Below are 25,836 nucleotides of genomic sequence, written 5' to 3'. Positions count from 1 at the left end.
TCAACCGCCACCCCTCCACCCGCCACCCCGCCATCCGCCGAGTGCACGACCTCCCGCCGAGCGCACGACCTTGCACGCGCCCGCACCCCGTGCACTGGGCGACAACCCGTGCACTCGGCGCAGCGGACAGCGCACCGACCCGACAGCGCCTGAGCACTCAGAGCGCCCGACGCCCCGCCCCCGCCGTCAGCGCGGGGCGTTGGCCATGGCGATGATGCCGTCGATCATCTCGGGGGTGGCCGCGTCGCCGGCCATCATCGAGATGCGGCCGAAGGGGAACGAGGCCATCATCGCGGTCGGGTCGACGCCCTCGGGCATGATGTCGGCGACGCCCTCCATGCCCTGCATCATCTGGGCGATCGCCTGCTGGATGACCGGCCCCGCCACCGGGTGCGCCATCACCTCGCCGAGGCTCGACTCGCGGCTGAGCGGCACCGAGACGGCATCCCCCTCGATCTCGACGGTCGCCGTGGCGCGGATGTCGCGGCTCGAGGCGCCCACCTCGACCGCGTAGGCACCGCCCTCGACGACCCAGCGGTCGACGCGCACGTCCCAGTAGGCGAGGTCGGCGCGGCGCACCGTCACGGTCACCTCGCGGGTCTGCCCGGCCTCGAGTGCGACGGATGCGAACGCCTTGAGCTCGCGGGGCGCACGCTGCACGATCGAGGCGCCCCGCGAGGTGTAGACCTGCACGACCTCGCGGCCGGCCACCGCGCCGGTGTTGGTCACCGGGACCGTCACCGTCACGTCGCCGTCCGCCCCGACGGATGCCGTCGCCTGGCCGTACGAGAACGTCGTGTACGACAGGCCGTGGCCGAACGGGAAAGCGACCTCGAGGCCGCGCGCGTCGTACCAGCGGTAGCCGACGAACAGGCCCTCGCCGTAGCGCACGTGGCCGAACTCGCCGGGGAAGTCGAGGAACGCGGGGGTGTCCGACAGCCGCACCGGGACCGTCTCGGTGAGCTTGCCCGACGGATTCACGTCGCCGAAGAGCACGTCGGCGGTCGCGGAGCCGCCCGCCTGGCCCAGCAGCCACGCCTCGACGATCGCCGGCACGCGGTCGGCGAACGGCAGGGCGACCACGCCGCCGTTGGACAGCACGACGACCACGTTCGGCGTGACCTCCAGCAGCGCGTCGAGCAGGGCGAGCTGCTCGGCGGGCAGGTCGATGTCGGTGCGGTCGTAGCCCTCCGACTCGATGCGGGCGGGAAGGCCGAGGAAGGCGACGATCACGTCGGCGCCGGCGGCGGCGGCCACCGCCTCGGCGCGCAGGGTCTGCTGCTCGTCGTCAGTGGCGGCCGGGGCGACGCTGAAACCGGGGGCGTAGGCGACCTCGCCGCTCGCCGCACCGCGAACAGCGGTGAGCGCATCATCGAGGCGGGTCGGGTTGATCATCGACGACCCGGCACCCTGGTACCGGGGCTTCTCGGCGAAGGCGCCGACCACGGCGATCTTCGCGTCGCGGCGCAGCGGCAGCAGGTCGCCCTCGTTCTGCAGCAGCACGATCGAGCGGCCCGCCGCCTCGCGGGCGAGGGCGTGGTGGGCGTCGACATCGAGCGGCCCGGCGATGCGGCCCGCCCCGGCCTGCGCCTTCTCGACCAGGTCGATCACGCGCTGCGCGGCGACGTCGAGCGCGGCCTCGTCGAGGGTGCCGGCGGCGACGGCATCCACCAGCTGCCGATCGGTGACGCCGTTCGACGACGGCATCTCGAGGTCGAGACCGGCCGGAAGCCCGGCGACGCGGTCGTTGACGGCGCCCCAGTCCGAGACGACGAGCCCCTCGAAGCCCCAGTCGTCGCGCAGCACCTGCGTCAGCAGCCACGGGTCCTCCGAGGCGTAGACGCCGTTGATCTTGTTGTAGGCGCACATCACGGTCCACGGCTGGGCGTCCTTCACGACCCGCTCGAACCCGCGCAGGTAGATCTCGCGCAGCGGCCGCGGGTCGACGTCGGAGCTGACCCGCATGCGGTCGTCTTCCTGGTTGTTGGCGGCGAAGTGCTTGAGCGACGTGCCGACCCCCTGCGACTGGATGCCGCGCACGAGCGCCGCGCCGAGCACACCCGAGACGATCGGGTCTTCGGAGAGGTACTCGAAGTTGCGGCCGCACAGCGGCGAGCGCTTGATGTTGATGCCGGGGCCCAGCAGCACCGCCACGTTCTCGATCGACGTCTCGACGCCGAGGGCGACGCCGACCCGCTCGATGAGATCGACGTCCCACGACGAGCCGAGTCCCACGGCGGGCGGGAAGCAGGTGGCGGGCACCGAATCGCCCATGCCGAGGTGGTCGCCGCCCTCGCGCTGCTTGCGCAGACCGTGCGGGCCGTCGGTGACCATGACCGCGGGCAGGCCCACGCGTTCGATCGGCTTGGTGTACCAGAAGCTCGCGCCGCTGGTCAGCGACGCCTTCTCCTCGAGGGTGAGATCGGATGCCGAGATGTGGGCCATGGTGTTCCTTCCGGGGGCAGCGCTGTCCGTGACAGAAACCTTATTCCGCTCGGTTTTCAATATCAAGCGATCTCCGCTTTACTGACTGCATGGCACAGCGGGGGTCGTACGCGAAGGGCATCGCCAAGCGCGAGGAGATCCTCACGCGCGCGCTCGACGTCGTGGGCCGACAGGGCGTGCGCGGCGCGTCGGTGAAGGAGATCGCCGAGGCCGTGGGCCTCAGCCAGGCCGGCCTCCTGCACTACTTCGACTCGAAGGAGGAGCTGTTCACCGAGATCCTGCGCAAGCGCGACGAGCTCGACCAGCTCACCTCCGCCGGCGCTGCAGCCGACCCCGAGGCCGCGTTCCTGCGGGTCGTGCGCCACAACGCCGAGGTGCCCGGGCTCGTCGAACTCTTCTCGCGCCTCGCCGTCGATGCGGCCGACCCCCGGCATCCGGCGCACGAATACTTCCTGGGGCGCAGCGCCGCGCTGCGCGCCGAGCTGACCGCATCCGTCATCGCCTCGGGCGTGCCCGCCGCCGACCCCGAAGCCGTCGCGCGGCTCATCCAGGCGGTCACCGACGGACTGCAGCTGCAGTGGCTGCTCGACCCGTCGGTCGACATGGCCGCGACCCTGGAGACCTTCTTCGCCCTGCTGCGCCCCGGCGGCGCGGAGCCCGGCGCACCCGCCTGAGCCCGGCACCCGCGGACCGCCCGAGTCAGATCACCACGGCATCCGGCATCCGTCGGCGCATCACGGCGACCGCATCGGGACTGGCGTCGACGAGCACCGCGTCGCGACCGAGTGCCGCGGCGACCGCGCCGGTCGTGCCGCTGCCGGCGAACAGGTCGAGCACCCGGTCGCCCGGGCGGCTGGAGGCCTGCACGATGCGGCGCAGGATGCCCTCGGGCTTCTGGGTCGGGTAGCCCGTCTTCTCGCGGCCGCTCGTGGGCACGATCGTGTGCCACCACACGTCGGTGGGGAGCTTTCCGCGCGCCGCCTTCTCGGCCGTCACCAGCCCCGGGGCCATGTAGGGCTCGCGGTCGACCGCGTCGGAGTCGAACCAGTAGCGCGCGGGGTCTTTGACGTAGACGAGGATCGTGTCGTGCTTGGTGGGCCAGCGGCGGCGGCTCTTGGCGCCGTAGTCGTAGGCCCAGATCAGCTCGTTGAGGAACTTGTCGCGCCCGACCAGTGCGTCCAGCAGCACCTTGGCGTAATGCGCCTCGCGGTAGTCGAGGTGCAGGTACAGCGTGCCGTCGTCGGCGAGCAGCCGCCAGGCCTCGCGCAGGCGCGGCTCGAGGTAGTCCCAGTAGTCGTCGAACCGGTCGTCGTACTGCCGCAGCTGCCCCTTCAGGCGCGCGTAGCTGGTGCCGCGGAAGCCGGTCTTCACAGGACCGTCCGCAGAACTCCTCCATTCCGCGCCCTCGCCGGACGCTGTGCCGCGTGATCCCGCGGCGTCGCCCGTCGCGGGCGAGAGGATCGGAGGAGTTGCGACGGCCGACTCGACGGCACGGCCCTGCGAACGGCCGGTGTTGAACGGCGGATCGAGGTAGACGAGGGTGAACGAGCCGCTGGCCAGCCCCGCGGCCACGGCGAGGTTGTCGCCCTCGCGGATCTCGATCCGCCCCCGCGGCACCGCCCCGGGCCCCACCGCGCCGGGGGCGCCGCCTGCGGTCACGGCACCCGGCGCAGCCACGCGTCGGTCGCGAACTTCGACTCGACGAGGGCTTCGGCCTCGGCGTACTCCTCGTCGGTGACGTGCCCGGGCTCGGCGCCGTAGAGCGTCGAGAACGCCTCGACGAACCGCTCGATGATGGCCGCGCGCGGCAGGCCGGTCTGGCTGCGCAGGGGGTCGACGCGCTTGGCGGCCGACGCGGTGCCCTTGTCGCTGAGCTTCTCTCGACCGATGCGCAGCACCTCGGTCATGACCTGGCCGTCCATGTCGTACGACAGGGTCGCGTGGTGCAGCACCCCGCCGTTGGCGAGGCGCTTCTGCGCCGCACCGCCGATCTTCCCCGACGGCGAGGCGATGTCGTTGAGCGGCTGGTACACCGCATCGATGCCGAGCGAGCGCAGCGCCTGCAGCACCCAGTCGTCGAGGAAGGCGTACGAGTCGGCGAAGGTCATCCCGGCCACGAGGGATGCCGGGACGTAGAGCGAGTAGGTGACGATGGAGCCCGCCGCCATGAGCATCGCGCCACCGCCCGAGATGCGCCGCACGACGTCGAAGCCGTGCCGCTTCGCGCCGTCGGGGTCGACCTCGTTGCGCAGCGACTGGAACGATCCGATCACCACGGCCGACTCGTCCCACTCCCAGATGCGCAGGGTGGGCTTGCGGCGGCCGTCGCCCACGCGGGTGGTGAGCACCTCGTCGAGGGCGAGGTTCATCCGCGGCGAGACGGCCGCGTCGTGCACGACCTCCCAGTCGAAGTCGCGCCAGCCGGGCGCGGTCACCAGCGCGCGGCGCACGGCGGTGCCCACCGAGTCGGGGGTGAAGCCGAGCAGCTGCGCCCCCGCGGGGAGGGCGGCGCGCACCGCGGCGGCGATGCCGGCGGCGTCGGTCTCGACCGGCAGGCCGTTGACGGCCGCGTCGATGTCGAGCAGCGCGTCGTCGGGTTCGAGGAAGAAGTCGCCGGCGAGGTGGAAGTCGGAGATCCTCCCGTCGCGCACCTCGAGATCGACGACGACGAGCTTGCCGCCCGGAACCTTGTATTCCCCGTGCATCCTCCCAGCCTACTTTTGGTCGGACGTGCGGATGCGGGCGACGACGACGCCCACGAGGCTGACGGCGATCACGGCGAAGCCGATCCGCGCGCACCACAGCAGCACGACCTGCCACGCCTGCTCGAGCCACACGTCGCCGACGAGGAACGTGACGAACGCGTCGAGCCCGTCCACCGACACCCCAGAGGTGTCGGAGAGGCCCACGGCCAGCAGGCTCGGCACGAACAGTGCGAGCCCGGCGAAGACCCCGACCGTCCACAGCACCGCCGCCGGCACCGTGCGCCCGGCGCGGCGCAGGCGCTGCAGCCCCCGCAGCAGGGTGACCGTGAGCACGATCAGCACCCCGGCGATCCACATGCCCGCGAAGGTCATGAGCGCCATGAGCGGGGTGATGATGATGCTGCGGATGCTCTCGGGCGACCACCCGCTGAGCATCCCGGCGATGAGCGAGCGGCCCACCATCCCGACGGTCACGATGATCACCGCCCAGACGGCGTCGCCGCCGGTGCGGGTCAGGAGCACGCCGAACACCGCCTGCCACCGCGACCCGGATGCCGCGGCGCCGACCCCGGCGGAACCCGAAGCCCCGGCACCCGCAGCCCCGGCGCCCGCACCCCCGGCGCCCCGCGCGCGCTCGTGCCGCACGATGGCCTCGATGGGGAAGGCGGCCATCCGCAGCGAGGCCACGAGTCCGCCGCCGCCGGTGCCGGCCAGCAGGATCAGCCAGAACGCGGGCTCGGCGACGAGGAAGACCGCCGGGTCGAGGGTCGACATCGCCAGCACCGCGGCCACCGCGAGGCCGGCGACCGTCCAGCGCACCGCGCCGCGGGGAGCGCCCGCCCACGCCGGCGCGATCACCGGCGCCGCGGCGGCCGGGGCCGCGGGGGCGGGGTTCGCCCGGCGCGGGCGGCGCGAGCGGCGCCGCGGCCGGTTCATGCGCGCACCGGGAACCGGGCGTCGAGCCAGGCGCGCAGGTCGGCGCGCACCTCGGCCTGCACGGTCTCGTTGAAGATCTCGTGCCGGGCGTCGGGGTAGACGAGCGTCGTGATGTCGGTGAGCCCCGACCGCGACCGGTAGGCCTCTGCCAGTCGGTGCACGCTGCGCGGTCCGCCGACGGTGTCGTCGCGCCCCACCATCAGCAGCATCGGCACGTCGACGCCGAGGTTCTTGCGGGGAAGCCCCATCAGGCGCAGCGTCTCGCGGGGGCCGAACAGCTGCGGCAGGGTCGTGACGGTGGTGAGCGGGTCATCGAGGAAGGCCTGCCCGACGGCGGGGTCGGACGACAGCCACTCCTGCCCCGTGGCATCCGGCCCACGCCACGGCTTGTTGAGGTCGCCGGCGTTGAGCGCGCCGGGCCACCGCAGCGACGACCCGCTGAGCACGACGGCGCTGTACTGGTCGGGGTGTGCGTCGAAGAGGATCTGCGCGAGGAACGACCCCCACGAGTGGCCGAGCAGCACCAGCGGCAGGTCGGGGTGCTCGTCGTGGATGATGCCGGTCAGCCGGCGCACAGCCGCGACGGCGGCCCGGTGTCCGCCGGGCCCCAGGCGCCCGAGCCGCGCGGCGTCGCCGGCGTGCTGGGTCATGCCGGTGCGGCCGTGGCCGCGGTGGTCGTCGGCGTAGACGGTGTACCCGGCGGCCGTGAGCGAGGCGATCAGGGCGCCGTAGCGGCCGGCGTGCTCGCCGACCCCGTGCAGCAGCTGCACGACGGCGCGGGGCGCGGCCTCGGCGGGGTGGACGTCGTAGAAGATCCGGATGCCGTGTGCATCGGTGAACTCGGGCATGAGGGCAGTCTAGGGCGGGGGTTTTCCGAACGCGTTTTGCTAGATAAGCTAACTATCCATGACAGACAAGCGCGCTCTGCGCTGGTTCGGGCTGGTGTTCATCAGCCTCGCCGTGGCGCTCATCATCGTCGACTCCACCATCGTCAACGTGGCCATCCCGGCCATCGTCGACGACCTGGGCATCTCGTCCACCGAGGTGCAGTGGGTGCAGGAGGCCTACACCCTCGTCTTCGCCTCGCTGCTGCTGCTGTTCGGCAGCCTCGGCGACCGCTTCGGTCGGCGGCGGATGCTGCTCATCGGCGTCACGGTGTTCGCCGTCTCGTCGGTGCTGGCCGCTCTCGCCCCCACCGGCGGCCTCCTGATCGCCGCGCGCCTCGTGCAGGGGGTCGGCGGCGCGATGATCCTGCCGACGACGCTGTCGCTGCTCAACGCCACCTTCCGCGGGCGTGAGCGCGGCATCGCCTTCGCGGTGTGGGGATCGACCATCGGCGGCATGGCCGCGGTCGGGCCCCTGCTGGGCGGCTGGCTCACCACCGAGTTCTCGTGGCGGTGGGCCTTCGGCATCAACGTGCCCCTCGGCATCATCATCGTCATCGGCGTGCTCTGGGCGGTCATGGAGTCGCGCGAAGAGGGCTACGGCCGGGTCGACCTCGTGGGCGCAGCACTGTCGGTGGTGCTGTTCGGCACGCTCGTGTTCGGACTCATCGAGGGCCGCACCTACGGCTGGTGGCTCACCAAGACAGCTCCCACGATCGGCGACTGGACGTGGCCGTTCGCCCTGTCGCCGGTTCCGCTCGCCTTCGCGGTCTCGCTGCTGGCGCTCATCGGCTTCCTCACCTGGACCACCTCCCGGCGCCGGCGCGGCCGGGCCACCCTGCTCGATCTCGCACTGTTCCGCATCGCGACCTTCCGCACCGGCAACATCGCGGCGCTGGTGGTCGCGCTCGGCGAGTTCGGCCTCATTCTCGCCCTGCCGCTGTGGCTGCAGTTCGTGCTCGGCTTCGACGCCCTGCAGACCGGCCTCGTGCTGCTGGCCCTGGCGGGCGGCTCGTTCGTGGCCAGCGGCATCGCCGGCGCGCTCAGCGGCAAGGTCGCGCCGGTGCTCGTGGTGCGCGCGGGCCTGGTGGCCGAGATCATCGGCATCGCCGCCGTCGCGCTGGTCATCGGCCCGGACGCAGTGTGGGGCTGGCTGCTGCCGGGACTGTTCGTCTACGGCATCGGCGTGGGCCTCGCCACCGCGCAGCTGACCGGGGTGATCCTGCAGGACGTGCCGGTGGCGAAATCCGGCCAGGGGTCGGGCACCCAGTCCACCGCCCGCCAGGTGGGCTCGGCCCTCGGCATCGCGATCCTCGGCACGGTGCTGTTCACGACCACCGCCGCAGCCCTCACCCAGTCGCTCGACGACGAGGGCGTGCCTGCCGCGCAGCGCGACCAGATCGTCTCGGCGGTCGTCGACAGTGCGGGCGCGGCCATCGCGGGCCTCGACGGCGATCCGGCCACGGCGGAGGCGGCGGACGCCGCCCGCGCCGCCTTCTCGGAGGGCACCCGGTGGGCCGCGGCCACCGCCGCCGGTTTCGTGACACTGGGCCTGGTGGCGACCATCGGGCTGGGAAAGCGGCGGGAGGATGAGGACGAGCAGGCCGTTAGCGACGCTAATAAGCTAAGCTAATGATCTTGTGAGCCCCGCCCCGTCTTCCCCCGCGATACCGACCGACCTCCTCGACGAGCACCCCCACGCGCCCCTGGCCACGGAGGTGCGCATGGCGACCTTCCGCCTCGCCCGGCGCCTGCGCTCGCAGCGCGCGGTCGACTCGATGAGCGACGGGCAGTTCGCGGTGCTGGCGGCCCTCAAGGTGAACGGCCCCCACACGCTCGGCGAGCTCGCCGACCGCGAGCGGGTGTCGGCGCCGTCGATGAACCGCACCGTCAACGGGCTCGAAGAGGCGGGCTACCTCTCGCGAACCCCCGACGAAGACGACCGGCGCAAGGTCAACATCCACCTCACGGATGCCGGACTGGTGGTCGTCGAAGAGACCACCCGGCGCCGCGACTCGTGGCTCGAAGAGGCGCTCGGCGACCTCACCGACGCGCAGCGCGACGCGCTGGCGGCCGCGGCCGACATCATGCGCGAGGTGGCCGCCCGATGAGCACCATGTTCCGCTCGTTCGCCGCCTTCAACTACCGGGTCTGGTTCATCGGGGCGCTCGTGTCCAACGCCGGGCAGTGGATGCAGTCCACCGCGCTCAGCTGGGTCGTGCTCACCGGCCTCACCGACAACGACGCCGGCGCGATGGGCATCACCATGGCCCTGCAGTTCGCCCCGCCGCTGCTGCTGGTCGGGGTCACCGGGTGGGTCGCCGACAGGTTCGACCGCCGCCGCCTGCTGATCGTGACGCAGTCCTCGCTGCTCGTGGTCGGCGCCGTCATCGGCTACCTGCTGCTGCAGGGGGTCATGACCCTCGGCATGATGTACGCCTTCGCGCTGCTGCTGGGCCTCATCGCCGCCTTCGACAACCCGGCCCGTCAGGCCTTCGTCTCCGACCTCGTCACGCGGGAGTACGCCTCCAACGCCGTCGCGCTCAACGCCGCCTCGTTCAACGCGGCCCGCATGATCGGCCCGGCCCTGGCCGGCATCATGATCGTCGCCGTCGGCACCGGCTGGGTGTTCTTCGTCAACGCGGCGACGTTCCTCGCGATGATCGTGGCCCTGCTGCTCATCCGCACCGACGAGCTCATCCCGCGCGTGAAGGCGCCCGGCGCCGCGCGCCTGGCCGACGGCTTCCGCTACGTGGGCCGCCGCCCCGACCTCATGGTCGCCTTCGCGATGGTGTTCCTCCTGGGCGCCTTCGGCATGAACTTCCCGATCTTCGCCTCGACGATGGCCATCGAGTTCGGGCAGGAGGCCGACGGCTACGGCCTGCTCAGCTCCATCCTCGCCATCGGCTCGCTCGCCGGCGCGCTGCTGGCCGCGCGCCGCGACCGCGCCCGCATCCGCATGGTCATCCTCGGCTCGGGCCTGTTCGCCGCCGCCGCGCTGGTCTCGGCGGTGATGCCGACCTACTGGACGTACGCGCTCACCCTGATGTTCACCGGCTTCGCCGTGGTCACCACCCTCACCACCGCCAACGGCTACGTGCAGACCACCACCGACCCGGCCCTGCGCGGCCGCGTGCTGGCGCTCTACATGGCGATCCTCATGGGCGGCACGCCCATCGGCGCGCCCATCGTCGGCTGGGTCGCCTCCGAGTTCGGTCCGCGCGTGGCGATCCTCGTCGGCGGGGTCGCGGCCCTCATCGCCTTCGGCATCGGCATGACGTGGCTGCTGCGCTCGGGGCGTCTGCACCGGCACGAGTCGCGCCGCTTCGCGCTCTCGCTCGACGAGACGACGCCCATCTCGGTCATCCCGCCCGAGGAGTTCAGCGACGAGCTGGCCGCCACCACCCCGATCAGCCTGCCCGCCGCCACCCAGGCGCCGCAGCGCAAGGCCGGCTGACCGGCGCCGCGGCCCTCGGCATCCGCTGCGGAGCGTAGGGTCGGCACATGAGCACCGATGCGAGCACTCCCCGCGGCAGCGACGACGACGCCCCCGTCGGCGGCGACGAGATCACCGAAGAGAACCTCGAGGCCGACAACGCGGTCGAAGAGGACATGCTGAAGACCGTCGACCCCGACAACCCGCCGGCCTGATCGCCCTCACGCCTCGCGGGTGATCGTCACCTTCACGTGCAGCTGGCTCTTGAACGGGCCGGCGTACACGCCGCGCAGCGGCGGCACGTCGTTGTAGTCGCGGCCGCGGCCGACGAGCACGTGACGGTCGCCGATCTCGGTGTTGTTGGTGGGGTCGAAGCCCTGCCACTGCCCGGCGAACCACTCCACCCAGGCGTGCGACTCGCCGGTGACGGCCGTGCCCACCTCGGCGTTGGGCTGCGGGTGCAGGTAGCCCGACACGTAGCGCGCCGGGATGCCGACGTGCCGCAGCGCCCCGAGGGTGATGTGGGCGATGTCCTGGCAGACGCCCTTGCGCTCCACCCAGGCCTCGGCCGCGGTGGAATGCACCCCGGTGATCCCCTGCATGTACTCGACGGCATCCCCCATCGCGGTGGTGATGGCCAGCGCCGCGGATGCCGGATGGTCATGCTGCGCGGCGATCGAGCGCGCGATCTCGGCGACCTCCGGATGCGGGGCGGTGCGGGTCGACTGGCCGAGCATCTCGACCGTCGAGATGCTCCGCTGGGCCTCGCGGGCGAGGTGATCCCAGTCCATGTCGGGCAGCTCCAGCTGCCGCGGGCGCACCTCCACGAGCGAGCGCGCGGTGATGTTCAGAGCCGAATGCCCGGCGAGCACGTCGAAGGCGGCCACGCGGGTGCCGAAGTAGTCGATGTACTGGTTGACGCTCGTCGACGGCTCGATGTCGAGCTGCGAGCTCAGCACGAACTGGCTCTCGGTCGAGCTCGGCAGCATCCGCGCCTCGTTGTAGGACGCGCCCACGTCGCCCTGGTAGGCGAAGCCGGTGGCGTGCTCGATGCGCAAGCGCCTCATGAGGTCTCTCCGATCCAGCTGGGCTCGGCATGGGTGGGGAAGAAGCGGCTGCGGATGGCCTCCGAGGCCTCGCGGGTCACCTTCTGCACCTGCTCCATGTGGGCCGGCAGCTCGTCGATGATCTCGCCGATGGGCCGGTACTCCAGGTCGTTGCGGATGCGACCGAGCGCCCGCAGCACCGAGTTGGAGTGCCCGACGCGGTCGGCGACGGGGTCGATGGCGCGCATGCACTCCTCGGCGCGGGCGATCGAGTGGATCACCGACCGCGGGAAGAGCCGGTCGAGCAGCAGGAACTCGGCGGCGTTGCGGGCCGACGGCATGCCGCGGTAGGTGCGCAGGTACGCCTCGTAGGCGCCGCACGAGCGCAGGATCGTCGTCCACGACGGCCCCGACGCCTCGGTGAGCGACCGGGTCGCCAGCATCCGCGCGGTCATGTCGGTGCGCTCGATGGCGCGGCCGAGCGTGAAGAACTGCCAGGCCTCGTCGCGGCTGGTGGTGGAGTCGGTGATGCCGACGGCCAGCGCCGAGCGCTCGCGCACCCACTGGAAGAACTCGTGCGTCTTCTCGTCGTTGAGCCGTCGCGGCATGCGCGAGTAGGTGGTGTTGAGGGTCTCCCACAGCTCGGTCGAGACGATCTCGCGCGCCCGCCGGGCGTTCTCACGCGCGGCCTGCAGCGCGTAGGCGATGCTCGACGGGTGGGTGCGGTCGACGGCCAGGCGCGTGAGCACGTCGCCGCGGCTGACCCGCTCGAGGCCGTCGGGCGGGGCGGAGCCCATCACAGCCATGAGCGAGCGGCAGGCGGTGTCCTCGTCGATCCACGGGTCTTCCAGCAGCAGCTGCAGGTGCACGTCGAGAATGCGGGAGGTGCCGTCGCTGCGCTCGATGTAGCGCCCGATCCAGAACAGGCTCTCGGCGATGCGGCTCAGCATGAGCCCACCCCCCGGTCCTCCTGCTGCTGCTGTTGCTGCTGCTCCTGCTGTTCGACGGTGGTGCGCGGCCGGTCCTGCGGGGAGTGCGCCGGCTCGGTCTGCGGGTCGTAGATGATCGGGATCGCCTCGGTGATCGAGGCCTGCTCGGCGACGATCGAGGCCACGCTCTGCTGGGCGTACTCGACGCTGCCGGGCGCGGCGCCGCCGACGATCCAGGTGTCCTTCGACCCGCCGCCCTGGCTGGAGTTGACCACCAGCTGGCCTTCGGGCAGCGCCACGCGGGTGAGGCCGCCCGGAAGCACCCACACCTCGTCGCCGTTGTTGACGGCGAACGGACGCAGATCGGCGTGGCGGGGGCGCATGCCGTCGTCGACGAGGGTCGGGATGGTCGAGAGCATGACCACCGGCTGGGCGATCCACCCGCGCGGGTCGGCGGTGAGCTTCTTGCGCAGCTTGTCGAGCTCGGCGGGACTGGCATCCGGCCCCACCACGAGGCCCTTGCCGCCCGAGCCGTCCACGGGTTTGACGACGAGCTCGTCGAGGCGGTCGAGCACCTCTTCGAGGGCCTCGGGCTCTTCCAGGCGCCACGTGTCGACGTTCTTCAGCAGCGGCTCTTCGGCCAGGTAGTAGCGGATGAGGTCGGGCACATACGTGTAGAGCAGCTTGTCGTCGGCCACGCCGTTGCCCACCGCGTTGGCGATCGTCACGTTGCCCAGGCGCGCGGCGAGCATGAGCCCGGGAGCGCCGAGCATCGAGTCGGCGCGGAACTGCAGCGGATCGAGGAAGTCGTCGTCGACGCGGCGGTAGATGACGTCGACGCGCTTGGGGCCGCGAGTGGTGCGCATGAACACCTTGCCGCCCAGGCACTGCAGGTCGCGCCCCTCGACGAGCTCGACGCCCATGAGGCGGGCCAGCAGCGTGTGCTCGAAGTAGGCGGAGTTGTAGACGCCCGGGGTGAGCACGACGACATTCGGGTCTTCGACGCCGGGAGGGGCGGAGTTGCGCAGGGCCTGCAGCAGCTTGTTGGGGTAGTCGCCCACCGGACGCACCCGCAGCGACGAGAACAGCTCGGGCAGGGTCTGGGCCATCACCCGGCGGTTGGAGATGACGTAGCTGACGCCCGACGGCACCCGCACGTTGTCTTCGAGCACCCGCATCTCACCGTGCTCGTCGCGGATGAGGTCGATGCCCGCCACCTGGATGCGCACGCCGTTGGCGACGTGGATGCCGGCGGCCTGGCGGTAGAAGTACTGAGAGCTGGCGATGAGCGCGGCCGGCAGCACGCCGTCGCGCACGCAGTGCTGGTGGCCGTACGCGTCGTCGAGGAATGCCTCGAGCGCGCGCACGCGCTGCTGCACGCCCTTCTCCACGTGCGACCACTCGTCGTACTCGATGATGCGCGGCACGGCATCCAGCGGGAAGGGCCGTTCCTCGCCGGCGAAGTCGAACGTGACACCCTGCGCGAGGTACGAGCTGGCCAGCGATTCGGTGCGGCCGCGCAGCTCCTCCTGCGTCATCTGCGCGAGCGCCTGATAGAGCTCGCGGTACGCGTCGCGGGACTGCGCGAGACCCTCCGAAGCCGCCACCGACGCGAACATCTCGTCGAACGCCGGCACTCCGGAGACCGTCTTGCGCGGCGCCAGTGTGGAGCCGTAGCCGTCGAAGAGGTCACCCATGGCATGAGCCTAGTCCGGGCCATGTTGCGCGGTTGTTTCGGCCCCACCCCCCTTGACGCGGGCCCCCACCGGGGTGTGCGGGTGGGGGTGCGGGGTGGGCCGGTCGGGGTGCCGGGGTGTGTCGCCCGGGTCGGTGTTTCGCCGGGTCGGTGTGTCGCCGAGGTCCCGGGGTGTATCGCCGAGGTCCCGGGGTGTATCGCCGAGGTCCCGGGGTGTGTCGCCGAATGCACGACCTCCCGCCGAGGCCACGGCTTCCGAACGGTGCGGATGCCGTGCACTCGGCGCGTCCTCGTGCACTCGGCGCCCGGGGCAGCCGGCAGCGGGGCGGTGCGTCACAGCGGCCCTCACTCGACGACGGCGCCGTCCCCCACGCCGAGTGCACGGCCTACCGTCGAGCGCACGGGCTGCAAGCGGTGCGGATGCCGTGTACTCGGCGTGAAGTCGTGCGCTCGGGGCCCCGGGGTTCCGACCCGGACGTACGCTGACGGGATGACCGATGCCGATGACCGCCGAGGCTGGGTGCCGCTGCTGGCAGGGGTGGCGGCCGCGGCGCTCGGCGCGGGACTCGGACAGTTGGCGGCGGCGTTCCTCTCCCCCGCCGCCGGTCCGATCGCCGTCGTGGGATCGGCCCTCATCGACCTCGCGCCCGCCTGGGCCAAAGACACGGCGATCGCGCTGTTCGGCACGGCCGACAAGATCGCGCTGGTGGTCGGCATCACCCTGGTGCTGCTGGCGGTCGCCGCGGCCGCGGGAGCGCTGGAGGCGCGGCGACCTCCGCTCGGCCGTCTCGTGTTCGTGCTGCTCGGCGTCGCCGGCGTGGTCGCCGCGGTGACGCGAGCGGATGCCGGCGGCCTGGCCGCCGTGCCGTCGATCATCGCCGGCGGTGCCGCCGCGATCACCGTGATGCACCTCGCCCGCCTCGCGCGCGCCGCCCACTCCCGAGGGCCGGTCGGCGCGACGCCCGCCGCCGCCACGGCCACGGCCACGGCCCCGACGGCCCCGGCGCCCGCGTCCGCAGCCTCCGATGCGCCCCCGCCCGGCCCCGGACCCGCGTCCGCAGCATCCGACGCGACCACACCACTGCCGGCGCCCGCGTCCGCAGCATCCGGCGCGACCCCGCCCGGTGCGGGGCCCGGGGCCGCGGCGTCCGTCGACCTCGCTCCGCGGCAGGGCGCGGTGCCCGACAGCACGCTGAGCCGTCGCACCTTCTTCGCGTGGAGCGGGGTCGCGATCGGCGTGGGGGCGCTCGCCGCGCTCGGCGCGCAGCTGGTGCAGGGTGCGTCGCGGGCGGTGGGGGCGATCCGCGATGCGGTGCGCCTGCCGGCACCGGTGACGCGCGCGAGCGTGCCCGCCGCCGCCGACCTCGGCATCCCCGGGGTGGCGCCGCTGATCACCCCCAACGGCGCGTTCTACCGCATCGACACGGCGATCCTGGTGCCGCAGGTCGACCCGGCCGACTGGAGCCTGCGCATCCACGGCATGGTCGAGGAGGAGGTCGTGCTGACGTGGGCCGATGTGCTCGCGCTGCCGCTGTCGGAGAGCACGACGACCCTCGCGTGCGTGTCGAACGAGGTCGGCGGCGACCTCATCGGCACCGCGGTGTGGCTGGGATACCCGGTGCGCGAGCTGCTCGCCCGCGCACGGCCGACGGCCGAGGCCGACATGGTGCTGTCGCGGTCGGTCGACGGCTTCACCGCGTCGACGCCGCTCGAGGTGCTGACCGATGAGCGCGACGCGGTGCTGGCGGTCGGAATGAACGGCGAGCCGCTGCCGATCGAGCACGGGTTCCCGGCGCGGCTGGTCGTGCCGGGGCTCTATGGCTACGTCTCGGCGACGAAGTGGGTGAGCGAGCTCGAAGTGACGCGGTTCGACCGGGCGCGGGCGTACTGGAGCGACCGCGGCTGGTCGGAGCGCGGCCCGATCAAGCTGCAGTCGCGCATCGACGTGCCGCGCCGCGGCATCGCGGCCGGCGACACCGTGATCGCCGGGGTGGCCTGGCACCAGCACGTCGGCGTCGCGGGCGTCGAGGTGCAGATCGACGACGGCGCGTGGCAACGGGCGACCCTCGCCCCCGCCATCTCCGACGACACCTGGGTGCAGTGGTCGCTGCCCTGGGCTGCCGCCGCCGGCAGCCACCGCATCCGCTGCCGCGCCATCAGCACGACCGGCGAGGTGCAGACTCCCGACGAGGCCCCGCCCGCCCCCGACGGCGCCACCGGACACCACACGATCGACGTCACCGTCAGCTGACCCGCCGCGCCCCCGCGCCCCCGCACCCCCGCACCCCCGCGCCCCCGCGCCGAGTGCACGAGGTAGCGCCGAGCGAACGGCATCCGCACCGTTGCCAGGCCGTGCACTCGGCGCCAGGCCGTGCACTCGGCGTCAGGCGATGGCGCCCCACCCCCGACACCCCGGGTCAGCCGGCGAGCACGACCCGCAGCTGCTCGACGGCCCAGTCGAGCTCGGTCGCGCGCACGACCAGCGGGGGCGCGATGCGCACCGTCTGCCCGTGCGTGTCCTTCACGAGCACGCCGCGCCCCAGCAGACGCTCGGCGACCTCGCGGCCGGTGCCGACGGCGGGGTCGATGTCGACGCCGGCCCACAGCCCGGCGGTGCGCACGGCGGTGACGCCGTGGCCGATGAGGGAGTCCAGGCGCGTGGCCAGATGCTCGCCGAGGGCGGCGGCGCGGGTCTGGAATTCTCCGGATGCCAGCATGTCGACGACCTGTCGACCCACCGCGCAGGCGAGCGGGTTGCCGCCGAAGGTCGAGCCGTGCTCGCCGGGGCGCAGGACACCCAGCACGGCCTCGTCGGCGACGACGGCCGACAGCGGCACGATGCCGCCGCCGAGCGCCTTGCCCAGCAGGTACACGTCGGGCACGACCCCCTCGCGGTCGCACGCGAAGGTCGTGCCGACCCGTCCGAGTCCCGACTGGATCTCGTCGGCGATCATCAGCACGCCGTGGCGGTCGCAGATCTCGCGCACGGCGCGCAGGTAGCCGTCGGGCGGCACGATCACGCCCGCCTCGCCCTGGATGGGCTCGATAAGCACCGCGGCGGTGGCCGGGGTGATCGCCGCGTCGATGGCGGCGGCATCGCCGAAGGGCACCGTGACGAATCCGGGGGCGAACGGCCCGAAGCCCTCCCGCGCCTGCGGGTCGTCGCTGAAGCCGACGATGGTGGTCGTGCGGCCGTGGAAGTTGCCGCCCGCCACGACGATCTCGGCGGTGTCGGCGGCGACGCCCTTCACCCGGTAGGCCCAGGCGCGGGCGACCTTGATGCCGGTCTCCACCGCCTCGGCGCCGGTGTTCATCGGCAGCACCAGGTCTTTGCCGCACAGGGCGGCCAGCGCGTCGGCGAAGGGGCCGAGCTGGTCGTTGTGGAACGCGCGGCTGGTCAGGGTGACCCGCCCGAGCTGCTCGGTCGCGGCGGCGACGAGGGCCGGATGCCGGTGGCCGAAGTTCACCGCCGAGTACGCCGACAGCAGGTCGAGGTACCGCTTGCCCTCGACATCGGTCACCCACGCACCCTCGGCGCGCGCGACGACCACCGGCAGCGGCGCGTAGTTGCGGGCCACGTGGGCGTTCTCGACGTCGATCAGCTGGATCGTCGTCGCATCGGTGGCGGGGATGGTCATCGGGCACCTCGCAGTTCCAGCGTGCAGCACTTGATGCCGCCGCCGCCGAGCAGCAGCTCGGACAGGTCGACGGCGACGGGGTTGTAGCCGCGCTCCTGCAGCTGCGCGGCGAAGCCGGTCGCCCGCGGCGACACGAACACGTTGTAGCCGTCGGAGGCGGCGTTGAGCCCGAAGACGGCGCCGTCGGCGTCGGAGACCCGCACGGCATCCGGGTAGCGCTCGGCGAGCAGGCGCTGCGAGGCGGCGTCGAACGCCGACGGCAGATACGCGATGTTCGCGCGGTCGACACCGCCCGGGCCCTCGACGGGGTCGAGCACGGCGATCGCGGTGTCGAGGTGGTAGAACCGCGGGTCGACGAGGGTGAGCGAGACGACCTCGCGGCCGAACACCTCGGCGATCTCGCGGTGGCTGTCGGGACTGGAGCGGAACCCGCTGCCGCCGAGGATCGCCTGCCCCACCAGCAGGAAGTCGCCCTCGCCCTCCTGCACCGCCTGCGGGCGCACGACCTCGAGGCCGTCGGCGGCGAACCAGTCCATGAAGGGCTGCTCCTCGCCGCGGCGCTCGTCGACGCGGAAGCGCACGCCCAGCGCCCGCCCGTCGATGACGAATCCGCCGTTGGCGGTGTAGACCATGTCGGGCAGGCCCGGCACCGGGTCGATGAGCTCCACCTCGTGGCCGAGGTCGAGGTAGGTGTCGTACAGCGCCTGCCACTGCGAGAGTGCGCGGTCGGTGTCGGTGGGGGTGGCCGGTTCCATCCACGGGTTGATGCGATAGCTCACCGTGAAGTGCTCGGGTCGGCACATGAGGTATCGGCGGTGCTGCTGGATGCGCATGGTCCTCCTCGCACGGGCGGCGGACGCTGTCCTCTGGCCCGCGGCATCCGCGTGGCTCACCTGCTCAGCCGGGGACACGGCGCGGACACGCCGGGCCTCCATCTTGCCAGAGCAGACCCGCAGCGCCCCGAAGCGGTCGCGCGCGGGACGAAGTAGTGAGAAGATTTCTTCTCGGGGGATGGGGATCCCCGCTTTGGGGTTGGGGGACTTCATGGGGAGAAGAACGGGCGAGCAGACGCGGGAGCTGCTGTTGCGCGTCGGGATGCAGATGCTCTTCGAGCGCGGCGCATCGGCGGGCGTGCAGCACATCCGACTGCAGGAGGTGCTGCGCCGGGCGGGTCTGACCACCGGCGCCGCCTACCGGCTCTGGTCGGATCAGGACGAGTATCAGCGCGAGCTCGCCGTGGCGATGCTGACCCTGCGGGTGGGCGATCCGGCCGAGAGCGCGCGCGCCGCGGTCGAGCCGCTCATCGCCGCGGGGGCGTCGGGCGACGAGGTGATCCGCACCGCCGCCGAGGCGCACGTGAGCTCGACCTGGGCGCCCGGAGAAGACGCCGCATCGACCCTGGATGCCAAGCAGTTCCTCATCGCGTTGGCGCTGCGCACCACGGCGACGACGTGGCCGGAGCTGCGCGACGCCAGCCGCGAGCGGCACCGCGACTCGGTCGCCTCTTACGCGCGGCTGTACGGCGACCTGATGACCGCGTACGGACTGCGGATGAAGCCGGGTTTGACCGTGGAGGACTTCACCGAGGCGATGGCCGCCAGCGGCGAGGGGTTCGCCATCCACGCGCTGGCGGGGATGGCCCACCCGAGCTTCGACCTCGACGAAGAGGGCGGCCCGACGGGGCGCTGGCCGCTGTTCGGGCTCGTCGTGCGCGCGCTCGTCTACGGCTTCATGATCGTTCCGGACGACACCTCGCACCCGCTGCCGCCCGCCGAGCGCCACCCCGCATCCGAGGATGCCGGCGGCGACGACAGCCAGCCCGGCGCCCAGGCCTAGCCAGCACGGCGCAGGCCTAGCCAGCCCGGCGCACAGGCCTAGCCAGCCCGGCCTCAGGCCCGAAAACAGGAGAAGCTCTGGGGCCGATGTCGGCCCCAGAGCACGAGGGACACTCCCCCCGGTGTGTCTCCTGCTGTGTGGACCCCGCCCCCCAAGAGAGGCCCCCGGATCCTGGGTTGGTGCTCCCCAGCGGCACCTCTGCCATGGTGTCCCGGGCGGGGTGCTCAAACCAGAAAGATAAGTTGTTTCTCGGGTAGGCGGTTTCCCGCACCCCGTCCAGCAATCCGGCCGCTCCGGGTCGGCCGGTCACAGCCCGAGGCGCGCCAGGTACGCGTTGCCGAACCGGTGCTGCGGATCCAGGCGCTCCCGCAGCTGCGCGAACCGGGACCACTGCGGAAACCGTGCGCGCACGGCATCCGCGGGAAGGGTCGAGATCTTGCCCCAGTGCGGTCGTGCGCTGGCGGGCAGCGCCGCCTCGATCTCGGGCAGCAGCTGCCGCACCGCCGGCTCGTCGGGACGCCAGGTGAAGTGGATGCCGACGGTCGGTCGCCCCGACGCCGGCGACAGCCACAGGTCGTCGGCGGCCATCGTGCGCACCTCGCACACGTGCAGCAGCGGCGCGATGCGCCCCGCCAACGGGCGCAGCGCCTCGATGGCCGCGGCGGCGTCGGTGCGGGCGACGAGGTACTCCGACTGCAGCTCGGCGCCCACCGACGGGGTGAACGCGAGCCGGAAGTGCGGCAGGCGGTCGAACCACGCACCGGGCTGTCCCTGCTGGGGCGTGCACGGCTGCGGGTCGACGCCGGGGATCGGATGCCGCGGGCCGTCGGCCGGCGCCGCGCCGACGAACGCGAGGTCGGGCTCGTCGCGGGTCGTGCGCGATTTCACCCACACCTGACCGACGACGTCGGGGTCGGCCCACGTCGTGAACAGGCTCACGCTGTCGCCGGCCGCGGTCACCTCGTCGTAGGCCGGCAGCACGGCATCCCACCGCGCCCCCTCGAACACCCGCTGGCGCACCTCGTAGGCCGGTTCGACGTCGAGCTCGACGTGGGTCACCGCGCCCAGCGCCCCCAGTGCCACCACGGCGCCGGCGAAGTCGGCATCGCCGCGGGCCAGCCGCAGCCGCTCCCCCGTGCCGGTGATCAGCTCGAGGGCGGCGACCTGGGTGGCGAGGGTGCCGATCGCGTCGCCCGACCCGTGGGTGCCGGTCTGCACCGCGCCGGCCACCGAGATGTGCGGCAGCGAGGCGAGGTTGGCCAGCGCCAGCCCCTCGGCCTGCAGGAACGGCACGAGATCGCCGTAGCGGATGCCGGCGGGCACCCGCACCGTGCGGCGGTCGGCCGCCACCGACGGCTGCGCGCCGGCGAGCGCGGCCAGCGACACCAGCACGCCGTCGGTGTCGGCGAGGTCGTTGAAGCTGTGCCGGCTGCCGAGCATGCGCAGGCGCGGGGCCCCGCGCACCAGGTCGGCGAGCGCATCGAGGCTCTGCGGCTCGGCGAGCCGGCTCGCCCGGTAGGAGAGGTTGCCGGCCCAGTTGGTGCCCACGTCGGAGGTCATGTCAGCCATCTCACCACGACAGCGCCGGCCGGGGCCGGCGCTGTCGGGTCTTCCCCGCTCATGCCAGGGCGAGCGCCGTCCACGACACCGGCGGCAGGGTGATGGTCAGCACGCCGCCCGCGACGGCGGCGCTGTCGTTGGGCCGGGGCGCCACCCGCTCGCGGTCCTCCAGCGTGTTCTTCGCGTACACGTCGTCGTCGCTGAGGGTGTGCGACTCCACGAGCGCGACGTCGCCGAGCGCCGAGATGTCGACGCTCACGGTGACCGGCTCGCTCGTCGAGCGGTTCACGAGGAACACCGCACTGCGGCCGGTGTCGGCGTCGTGGGTGGCGACGGCGTCGACCAGCGGCACCTCGCCGTAGGCGGCCGTCTCGTAGGTGGGCGAGTCGAGCTTGAGCTGCAGCGCCTCACCCTGCGCGAGGCGCGAGGTGATCGAGAACGGGAAGAACGTCGTCTGCCGCCAGGCCGGGCCGCCCGGCTCGGTCATGATCGGCGCGATCACGTTCACCAGCTGCGCCAGCGACGCGGATGCCACGCGGTCGGCGTGCTTGAGCAGCGAGATCATCAGGTTGCCGAACACCACGGCATCCGCCACCGAGTAGACGTCTTCGAGCAGGCGCGGCGCGACCGGCCAGTTGTCGATGCCCTCGATCTTGTCGACGCCGTGGAAGCGCTCGATGTACCAGACGTTCCACTCGTCGAACGAGATGTCGATCCGCTTCTTCGAGCCGCGCACCGAGCCGACGTGGTCGGCGGTGGCCACGACCGTCTCGATGAAGCCGTCCATGTCGACGGCGGAGGCGAGGAAGCTGTCGAGGTCGCCGCCGCGCTCCTCGTAGTAGGCGTGGCACGAGATGAGGTCGACGTCGTCGTAGGTATGGGTGAGCACGACCCGCTCCCACTCGCCGAAGGTCGGCATGTGGGCGCTGGAGGATCCGCACACCACCAGCTGGATGTCGGGGTCGAGCTGGCGCATGCCCTTGGCGGTCTGCGCGGCGATCTTGCCGTAGTCGTCGGCGGAGCGGTGCCCGAGCTGCCACGGGCCGTCCATCTCGTTGCCCAGGCACCACATGCGCACATCGAACGGCGCGGTGCGGCCGTTGGCGATGCGGCGCTCGCTGAGCGCCGTGCCCCCGCGGATGTTGGAGTATTCGAGCAGGTCGATGGCCTCCAGGGTGCCGCGCGTGCCGAGGTTCACCGCCATCATCAGGTCGCTGCCGACCTTCTCCAGCCACGACGAGAACTCGTGCAGGCCGACCTCGTTGGTCTCGGTCGAGTGCCAGGCCAGGTCGAGTCGGCGCGGCCGCTCCTCGACGGGGCCGACCGAGTCCTCCCACCGGAAGCCCGACACGAAGTTGCCGCCGGGGTAGCGGATCGTGTCGACCCCGAGCTCTTTGACCAGGTCGATCACGTCGGTGCGGAAGCCGTCGGCATCCGCCGTCTCATGGCCGGGCTCGAAGATGCCGTCGTAGACGTGGCGGCCGAGGTGCTCGACGAAGCCACCGAAGAGCTTGCGGCGGATCGGCCCGATCGTGAAGTGCGGGTCGATGGTGAGGCGTGCGCGGGGCATGGCTGTGCTTTCTGTTCGAGGGGGAGGTCAGCGCGCGGGGCGGACGAGGTTCGCGGGGTGGGTGGCTTGTGCGTGGAAACGGTCGGCGACGATGTTGCGTCGCCGGTCGAGACCGGAGGGCGTCTCGACGAGATCCCACAGCCCCATCGACAACAGCGAGTCCTCGCGGGGCGTGGTCGCGTGGCGGTAGGTCCACTCGTACATGTCGAAGAGCGGCCACCAGGTGTAGCCGACGATGTCGACGCCCTGCGCGCGAAGCTCCCGCACGCAGGCGACCGAGTCGTCCAGCCAGCGCACGCGCACATCGGGGGTGTCCGTGACGCACGTCTCGCTCAGCATCACCGGAGCGTCATAACGGTCGGCGTACGCACGCAGCAGCTCGGCGAGTCCGCTCACCCCGTCGTCCTGCGTCGGCCAGGGGTCGATGAAGCCGCCCGCGTGCGTGATGCCCTCTTCCATGAGCTGGGTGGAGTGGCGGGGGTAGTAGTTCACGCCCATCACATCGGGGCGCACGGCGTGCTCGCGGAACCAGTCGATGCGAGCCGCGGAGAACCCCGCGGCGCGCAGGCTCGGCACCATCGGGTGGTCGTCGTCGACCGCGCCGGTCACGAGGTCTTCGACCAGGAAGGACTGCCCGCGCTGCAAGGCGATGAGTCCCGTGTGGGCCCCGTCGACGTCGCCTGCGAATCTCGCGGTCGCATCCACGTGCACGAAGGTCGCGCGGTCTCCGAGCACCTCGGCGATGCCGGTCTGCGCCCGGACGAAGCCCTCGGCGAGCGCGACGGCGATCGTGTTGTATCCCGCTTCACCCGTGAGCTTGGGCGGCCAGTAGCCGATGTCGCCGGAGAACCGCGCGTGGATCATCGGTTCGTTGACGGGCGTGTAGTCGGTGGCGACATGCGCGTACCGCTCCGCCGTGCGCACCGCGAACTCCGAGAAGTAGTCGGCGAAGTCGGGATGCGCGAACTCGCGGTCGACCCACAGCGGCGTGCCGTAGTGCAGCAGATCCACGATCGGACGCAGCTGCAGCTCCTGGAACCGGTCCATCGCCCTGTCGACCCACGCCCAGTCCCACGCGCCGCGCTCGGGGTTGACCCGGTGCCAGGGGATGCCCCAGCGCACGAACTCCGCTTCCGCCTCCGCTGCCAGAGCCAGGTCCGACTCGACCCGTTCGTAGTGCTCGGTGAGTTCGTACTCGTCGAGCGCTCGCTCGCCGGGCCCGCTCTGCGGGACGAATGTGTCTTCGACACCCACCCCGAAGTGCAGCCGTCCATCCTCATACCAGTTCACTGCAGTCCTAACCCTTCAGCCCGGTGAGGGCGACGCCTTCGACGAATCGTCGCTGTACGACGAGATAGAGGATCACCAACGGGAGCACCGCGATGAGCGCTCCGGCCATCACGACGCTCGGCGGTACCGACGCCGTCGCCGAGCCGGTGAGCAGCGCGAGCCCCGCCGTCAGCGGACGCACCTGCGAGTCGTTGGTCATGATGAGCGGCCACAGCAGGTCGTTCCAGTTGTTGACGAAGTTGAACAGCGCCATCGTCAGCAGCGCGGGAACCGTGTTGGGCAGGATGATCGACCAGAAGATGCGGAACTCGCCCGCACCGTCGATGCGGGCGGCCGAGTCGAGGTCACGGGGCAGCGTGACCATGAACTGGCGCAGCAGGAAGATGCCGGCCACGTCGGCGGCTCGGGGGATGACGAGCCCGGCGAACGTGTTCACCCATCCGAGCGAAGAGGTGATCTGGTACACGGGGAGCAGCAGCGCCTGGAAGGGCACCATCAGCGTCACCACGAGCACGGTGAACACCACGGTCCGACCCCGGAACTCCATCCGCGCGAGCGCGTAGGCCGCCAGCGTGTTGAGGGCGAGCGAGAACAGCGTCACGGCTCCGGCGAACGCCAGTGAGTTCCACGACTGCAGCGCGACAGGAAGCCGTCCGAGCAGCACGTCGAAGTTCTCCAGGGTCAGCCGCGAGGGGAACAGGCGCGGTGGCCACTGGTTCACCTCGGAGGGCGGCGAGAACGCCGAGATCGCGACGACGACGACGGGGAAGGCCGTGATGATGGTCAGCGCGATGAGACCGGCGAAGACGAGGACGCGTTCTCCGAGGGGGGCGCGCGAGGGCGAGCCCGCGCGGCGGGTGGCCGTGGTCATTCGAAGTCCTTCTCGGCGCGGGCGTTCAGCCGCAGCTGGATCAGTCCCAGCACCAGCGTGATGATGAGGAGCAGGTACGACAGCGCCGACGCGAACCCGAGCTTGAAGTCGCGGAACCCGTCCGTGTAGATGCGGTAGACGAGCGTCTCGGTCGCGTGGTTGGGTCCGCCCTGGGTCATGATGTAGATCTGATCGAACGCCTGGAACGCGCCGATGACCGCGAAGATGACGACGAAGGTCATCGTGCTCCCGAGGCCGGGCAGGGTCACCGCACGGAACGTGCGCCAGCGCCCCGCGCCGTCCAGTCGCGCTGCCTCGTACAGGTGCCGCGGCACTCCCTGCAGACCGGCGAGGAAGATCACCATGAAGTAGCCGAAGTTCTTCCACACCGCGATGGCCGTGACCGCCGGCAGCGCCGTCGCCTCGGTTCCGAACAGGTCGCCGATCTGGATGCCGATGGAACTGAGCCAATAGGTGACCAGCCCCAGGTTGGGGTTGAGCAGAAAGCCCCAGGCGATCGAGGCGACGGCCATGGAGATGACGAAGGGCAGGAAGATCGCGGTGCGGAAGAAGCCCTTCAGCGGGAGGTCGTTGCGGTTCAGCAGCAGCGCCGCGCCGAGCCCCAGCGCGATGACGGCCGGGGTGTACATGACCGCGTAGAGCAACGTGTTGATGAAGGCACGCTGCACCGTCGGGGATGCCAGAGCGGCGGCGTAGTTCTCCAGTCCGACCCAGTCGGGGTCACCGAATCCCGAGGCGTCGGTGAACGACGTGACGAGCGCATAGACCGCGGGGACGAACACGAAGCCGATGATGATGATCAGGGCCGGCGCGAGGAACGCGTACCCTTTTGCCGCTCGCACGGAATCGGCACGGCGGAGCTGCCGGCGTCGCCCGCCGATCGGTGCCGGCGGTCGGTAGGGGCGACCAGGAGCTGTTGTCGTCATGAGGAATGGCTTCCGTTCAGAGGCATGGGCCGGGCATGAGCCCGGCC

General features: G+C 71.8%; 22 protein-coding genes. 7 read left to right on the top strand and 15 right to left on the bottom strand.

Annotated elements, in window-relative coordinates; genetic code table 11:
* Positions 1-186: 186 nt before the first annotated feature.
* Positions 187-2,445 carry a glycoside hydrolase family 3 C-terminal domain-containing protein gene (locus tag N3K63_RS05675; protein ID WP_261579016.1) on the bottom strand — a complete coding sequence of 753 codons (2,259 nt, stop codon included), beginning with the start codon at positions 2,443-2,445 and terminating at the stop codon, positions 187-189.
* An 89-nt stretch (positions 2,446-2,534) separates the two neighbouring features.
* On the opposite strand from N3K63_RS05675, the gene N3K63_RS05670 reads away from it, so the two are divergent.
* Positions 2,535-3,119: a TetR/AcrR family transcriptional regulator gene (locus N3K63_RS05670; RefSeq protein WP_261579015.1), complete on the top strand. Its 585-nt coding sequence runs from the start codon at positions 2,535-2,537 to the stop codon at positions 3,117-3,119.
* A gap of 25 nt (positions 3,120-3,144) precedes the next feature.
* Here the strand turns inward: N3K63_RS05670 and N3K63_RS05665 are convergent, their stop codons facing one another.
* The 4 genes from N3K63_RS05665 to N3K63_RS05650 are packed head-to-tail and all read right to left on the bottom strand — an operon-like array spanning position 3,145 to position 6,934.
* Positions 3,145-4,104 (bottom strand): DNA-methyltransferase, encoded by a 960-nt coding sequence (locus N3K63_RS05665; RefSeq protein ID WP_261579014.1) that lies wholly within the window; start codon positions 4,102-4,104, stop codon positions 3,145-3,147.
* Positions 4,101-5,150: a lipoate--protein ligase family protein gene (locus tag N3K63_RS05660; protein WP_261579013.1), complete on the bottom strand. Its 1,050-nt coding sequence runs from the start codon at positions 5,148-5,150 to the stop codon at positions 4,101-4,103. Before N3K63_RS05660 ends, N3K63_RS05665 begins: the two co-directional genes overlap by 4 nt.
* A 9-nt stretch (positions 5,151-5,159) precedes the next feature.
* Entirely contained in the window at positions 5,160-6,086 is a 927-nt protein-coding gene (locus N3K63_RS05655) for a hypothetical protein (protein WP_261579012.1), read from the bottom strand.
* Positions 6,083-6,934 (bottom strand): alpha/beta hydrolase, encoded by an 852-nt coding sequence (locus N3K63_RS05650; RefSeq protein WP_261579011.1) that lies wholly within the window; start codon positions 6,932-6,934, stop codon positions 6,083-6,085. Before N3K63_RS05650 ends, N3K63_RS05655 begins: the two co-directional genes overlap by 4 nt.
* Positions 6,935-6,992: 58 nt before the next feature.
* Between N3K63_RS05650 and N3K63_RS05645 the strand changes: the two genes are divergently transcribed.
* The 4 genes from N3K63_RS05645 (at position 6,993) to N3K63_RS05630 (ending at position 10,621) form a co-directional block, all read left to right on the top strand.
* On the top strand, positions 6,993-8,603 hold the full coding sequence (locus tag N3K63_RS05645; RefSeq protein WP_261579010.1) for a DHA2 family efflux MFS transporter permease subunit: 1,611 nt from the start codon (positions 6,993-6,995) through the stop codon (positions 8,601-8,603).
* A 91-nt stretch (positions 8,604-8,694) separates the two neighbouring features.
* Positions 8,695-9,081, top strand: a complete 387-nt coding sequence (locus N3K63_RS05640) for a MarR family winged helix-turn-helix transcriptional regulator (protein WP_261579009.1) — start codon at positions 8,695-8,697, stop codon at positions 9,079-9,081.
* Positions 9,078-10,427 (top strand): MFS transporter, encoded by a 1,350-nt coding sequence (locus N3K63_RS05635; RefSeq protein ID WP_261579008.1) that lies wholly within the window; start codon positions 9,078-9,080, stop codon positions 10,425-10,427. Before N3K63_RS05640 ends, N3K63_RS05635 begins: the two co-directional genes overlap by 4 nt.
* A 47-nt stretch (positions 10,428-10,474) precedes the next feature.
* Entirely contained in the window at positions 10,475-10,621 is a 147-nt protein-coding gene (locus tag N3K63_RS05630; RefSeq protein WP_261579007.1) for a hypothetical protein, read from the top strand.
* A gap of 6 nt (positions 10,622-10,627) precedes the next feature.
* On the opposite strand, the gene N3K63_RS05625 is transcribed toward N3K63_RS05630, so the two are convergent.
* Genes N3K63_RS05625 through N3K63_RS05615 form a run of 3 tightly spaced genes read right to left on the bottom strand, consistent with a single transcriptional unit; the run spans position 10,628 to position 14,078 of the window.
* The gene (locus tag N3K63_RS05625; protein ID WP_261579006.1) at positions 10,628-11,473 is read right to left on the bottom strand and encodes a transglutaminase family protein; all 846 of its coding nucleotides are present in this window, start codon (positions 11,471-11,473) and stop codon (positions 10,628-10,630) included.
* Positions 11,470-12,402 (bottom strand): alpha-E domain-containing protein, encoded by a 933-nt coding sequence (locus N3K63_RS05620; RefSeq protein ID WP_261579005.1) that lies wholly within the window; start codon positions 12,400-12,402, stop codon positions 11,470-11,472. The genes N3K63_RS05625 and N3K63_RS05620 overlap by 4 nt, the downstream gene beginning before the upstream one ends.
* Positions 12,396-14,078 (bottom strand): circularly permuted type 2 ATP-grasp protein, encoded by a 1,683-nt coding sequence (locus N3K63_RS05615; protein ID WP_261579004.1) that lies wholly within the window; start codon positions 14,076-14,078, stop codon positions 12,396-12,398. Before N3K63_RS05615 ends, N3K63_RS05620 begins: the two co-directional genes overlap by 7 nt.
* 489 nt (positions 14,079-14,567) lie before the next feature.
* Here N3K63_RS05615 and N3K63_RS05610 point away from each other — a divergent pair, with 489 nt between their 5' ends.
* Positions 14,568-16,328, top strand: a complete 1,761-nt coding sequence (locus tag N3K63_RS05610; protein WP_261579003.1) for a molybdopterin-dependent oxidoreductase — start codon at positions 14,568-14,570, stop codon at positions 16,326-16,328.
* Positions 16,329-16,494: 166 nt separating this feature from the next.
* Here the strand turns inward: N3K63_RS05610 and rocD are convergent, their stop codons facing one another.
* Positions 16,495-17,715: an ornithine--oxo-acid transaminase gene (gene rocD, locus N3K63_RS05605; RefSeq protein ID WP_261579002.1), complete on the bottom strand. Its 1,221-nt coding sequence runs from the start codon at positions 17,713-17,715 to the stop codon at positions 16,495-16,497.
* Positions 17,712-18,548: a dimethylargininase gene (ddaH, locus tag N3K63_RS05600; protein WP_261579001.1), complete on the bottom strand. Its 837-nt coding sequence runs from the start codon at positions 18,546-18,548 to the stop codon at positions 17,712-17,714. The genes rocD and ddaH overlap by 4 nt, the downstream gene beginning before the upstream one ends.
* A 211-nt stretch (positions 18,549-18,759) precedes the next feature.
* Between ddaH and N3K63_RS05595 the strand changes: the two genes are divergently transcribed.
* Positions 18,760-19,551, top strand: a complete 792-nt coding sequence (locus N3K63_RS05595; RefSeq protein WP_261579000.1) for a hypothetical protein — start codon at positions 18,760-18,762, stop codon at positions 19,549-19,551.
* A gap of 306 nt (positions 19,552-19,857) precedes the next feature.
* Here N3K63_RS05595 and N3K63_RS05590 read toward each other — a convergent pair whose 3' ends face one another.
* The 5 genes from N3K63_RS05590 to N3K63_RS05570 are packed head-to-tail and all read right to left on the bottom strand — an operon-like array spanning position 19,858 to position 25,705.
* Entirely contained in the window at positions 19,858-21,120 is a 1,263-nt protein-coding gene (locus N3K63_RS05590) for a D-arabinono-1,4-lactone oxidase (protein WP_261578999.1), read from the bottom strand.
* A gap of 49 nt (positions 21,121-21,169) precedes the next feature.
* On the bottom strand, positions 21,170-22,681 hold the full coding sequence (gene arfA, locus N3K63_RS05585; protein ID WP_261578998.1) for an arabinosylfuranosidase ArfA: 1,512 nt from the start codon (positions 22,679-22,681) through the stop codon (positions 21,170-21,172).
* Positions 22,682-22,708: 27 nt separating this feature from the next.
* Positions 22,709-23,971, bottom strand: a complete 1,263-nt coding sequence (locus N3K63_RS05580; RefSeq protein WP_261578997.1) for a family 1 glycosylhydrolase — start codon at positions 23,969-23,971, stop codon at positions 22,709-22,711.
* Between the two features lie 7 nt (positions 23,972-23,978).
* Positions 23,979-24,842, bottom strand: a complete 864-nt coding sequence (locus N3K63_RS05575) for a carbohydrate ABC transporter permease (protein ID WP_261578996.1) — start codon at positions 24,840-24,842, stop codon at positions 23,979-23,981.
* The gene (locus N3K63_RS05570) at positions 24,839-25,705 is read right to left on the bottom strand and encodes a carbohydrate ABC transporter permease (protein WP_261578995.1); all 867 of its coding nucleotides are present in this window, start codon (positions 25,703-25,705) and stop codon (positions 24,839-24,841) included. The genes N3K63_RS05575 and N3K63_RS05570 overlap by 4 nt, the downstream gene beginning before the upstream one ends.
* Positions 25,706-25,836 lie beyond the last annotated feature (131 nt).

Source organism: Microbacterium festucae (genome assembly GCF_025421715.1).
Lineage (GTDB): Bacteria > Actinomycetota > Actinomycetes > Actinomycetales > Microbacteriaceae > Microbacterium > Microbacterium festucae.
This window is presented reverse-complemented; position numbering and strand designations above follow the sequence as displayed.

Coding starts and splice junctions, on each gene's coding strand:
- N3K63_RS05675 (WP_261579016.1), bottom strand. CDS start 2,445: ATGGCCCACATCTCGGCATCCGATCTCACCCTCGAGGAGAAGGCGTCG.
- N3K63_RS05670 (WP_261579015.1), top strand. CDS start 2,535: ATGGCACAGCGGGGGTCGTACGCGAAGGGCATCGCCAAGCGCGAGGAG.
- N3K63_RS05660 (WP_261579013.1), bottom strand. CDS start 5,150: ATGCACGGGGAATACAAGGTTCCGGGCGGCAAGCTCGTCGTCGTCGAT.
- N3K63_RS05655 (WP_261579012.1), bottom strand. CDS start 6,086: ATGAACCGGCCGCGGCGCCGCTCGCGCCGCCCGCGCCGGGCGAACCCC.
- N3K63_RS05650 (WP_261579011.1), bottom strand. CDS start 6,934: ATGCCCGAGTTCACCGATGCACACGGCATCCGGATCTTCTACGACGTC.
- N3K63_RS05645 (WP_261579010.1), top strand. CDS start 6,993: ATGACAGACAAGCGCGCTCTGCGCTGGTTCGGGCTGGTGTTCATCAGC.
- N3K63_RS05640 (WP_261579009.1), top strand. CDS start 8,695: ATGGCGACCTTCCGCCTCGCCCGGCGCCTGCGCTCGCAGCGCGCGGTC.
- N3K63_RS05635 (WP_261579008.1), top strand. CDS start 9,078: ATGAGCACCATGTTCCGCTCGTTCGCCGCCTTCAACTACCGGGTCTGG.
- N3K63_RS05630 (WP_261579007.1), top strand. CDS start 10,475: ATGAGCACCGATGCGAGCACTCCCCGCGGCAGCGACGACGACGCCCCC.
- N3K63_RS05625 (WP_261579006.1), bottom strand. CDS start 11,473: ATGAGGCGCTTGCGCATCGAGCACGCCACCGGCTTCGCCTACCAGGGC.
- N3K63_RS05620 (WP_261579005.1), bottom strand. CDS start 12,402: ATGCTGAGCCGCATCGCCGAGAGCCTGTTCTGGATCGGGCGCTACATC.
- N3K63_RS05615 (WP_261579004.1), bottom strand. CDS start 14,078: ATGGGTGACCTCTTCGACGGCTACGGCTCCACACTGGCGCCGCGCAAG.
- N3K63_RS05610 (WP_261579003.1), top strand. CDS start 14,568: ATGACCGATGCCGATGACCGCCGAGGCTGGGTGCCGCTGCTGGCAGGG.
- rocD (WP_261579002.1), bottom strand. CDS start 17,715: ATGACCATCCCCGCCACCGATGCGACGACGATCCAGCTGATCGACGTC.
- ddaH (WP_261579001.1), bottom strand. CDS start 18,548: ATGCGCATCCAGCAGCACCGCCGATACCTCATGTGCCGACCCGAGCAC.
- N3K63_RS05595 (WP_261579000.1), top strand. CDS start 18,760: ATGGGGAGAAGAACGGGCGAGCAGACGCGGGAGCTGCTGTTGCGCGTC.
- N3K63_RS05590 (WP_261578999.1), bottom strand. CDS start 21,120: ATGGCTGACATGACCTCCGACGTGGGCACCAACTGGGCCGGCAACCTC.
- arfA (WP_261578998.1), bottom strand. CDS start 22,681: ATGCCCCGCGCACGCCTCACCATCGACCCGCACTTCACGATCGGGCCG.
- N3K63_RS05575 (WP_261578996.1), bottom strand. CDS start 24,842: ATGACCACGGCCACCCGCCGCGCGGGCTCGCCCTCGCGCGCCCCCCTC.